The 937-nt window shown below is 65.6% G+C and carries 2 protein-coding genes; both read left to right on the top strand.

The features are described from left to right. Nucleotides 1-384, top strand: a 384-nt coding sequence (locus ACXJKH_RS21290; protein WP_457322356.1) for a PA2169 family four-helix-bundle protein, incomplete at its 5' end; no start/stop codon positions are given. Nucleotides 385-570: 186 nt separating this feature from the next. Next, nucleotides 571-852 (top strand): hypothetical protein, encoded by a 282-nt coding sequence (locus tag ACXJKH_RS21295; protein ID WP_306175362.1) that lies wholly within the window; start codon nucleotides 571-573, stop codon nucleotides 850-852. The last annotated feature ends 85 nt before the right edge of the window (nucleotides 853-937 follow it).

Here is a 937-nt window from a genome sequence, read left to right on the forward strand (position 1 = left end):
GAGTTCTACACCGAAGCGGCCGGCAAGGTGGAAGACACCGAGCTGTCGTCGCTGTTCACCCGCATCGCCGGGGTCAAGGACGAGATCGTGCGTTCGCTCAGCGCCACCGTTCTGGCCGCGGGTGGCAAGCCGGCCGAGCACGGCACCGTGGTCGGCTCGATGCAGCAGTTCTACGGCAAGGTGCGCGCCACGCTTGGTGACACCCAGTACGGCTACGTGGCCGAGCTGGAAGAATCCGAGGACCGCTTGCTGAAGGCGTTCAAGGACACCCTTACCGACGCCGACACCCCGCCGGCCGCGCGCCAGGAAGTGCAGCGCCTGCTGCCGCAGGTGCAGGAATGCCATGCGGTCATGCGTGACCGCAAGCATGCGATGAAGCACTGATCGACTGCCCTGCGATGGCAACGGATCGCCTCGGCATGATCCGTTCCAGATGAACGCGCGGACCGCGCAGACAGCCCCGGCACGTCCGGGGCTGTCTGCGTCCGGGCGACCGCACGCACACGTACGGGGCAGGGGGAATTGGTGCATACTCGATCGAAAGGGCTGCTTGGATCTGCTATGGAACACATGCGTTGGCTGACGCTTCGCCTAGGCAACAATCAATCCATCGGGCCGAAGGTTCTGTCGGACCTGTGGTCCAATGCCTGCGAAACGAATCAGTCGTCTGTCACCCGCGACACGATGCCGGGTAAATCCACGTCCTATGCGTTGCATGCGCCGCTGTCGCTGGCGTATCCCAAGCGCGCAGAGCTGCGCATGCGCAAGCTGCTGGAAGAAGCCGGCTACACCTTTACCCTCGGCTCTCTGGCCGACCGGCCGGCACCGCAGCCGATGCGCAGCACCCGCTGATCAGCGCGGCGCCAGCCGCCGCAGCATGATCCGCACCGGGAAGCCCCCGGCATGTTCGACCGACTCCAGCGGCACCCACCCCAGC

It is taken from the genome of Stenotrophomonas sp. P5_B8 (assembly GCF_054049855.1).

Coding starts and splice junctions, on each gene's coding strand:
- ACXJKH_RS21295 (WP_306175362.1), top strand. CDS start 571: ATGCGTTGGCTGACGCTTCGCCTAGGCAACAATCAATCCATCGGGCCG.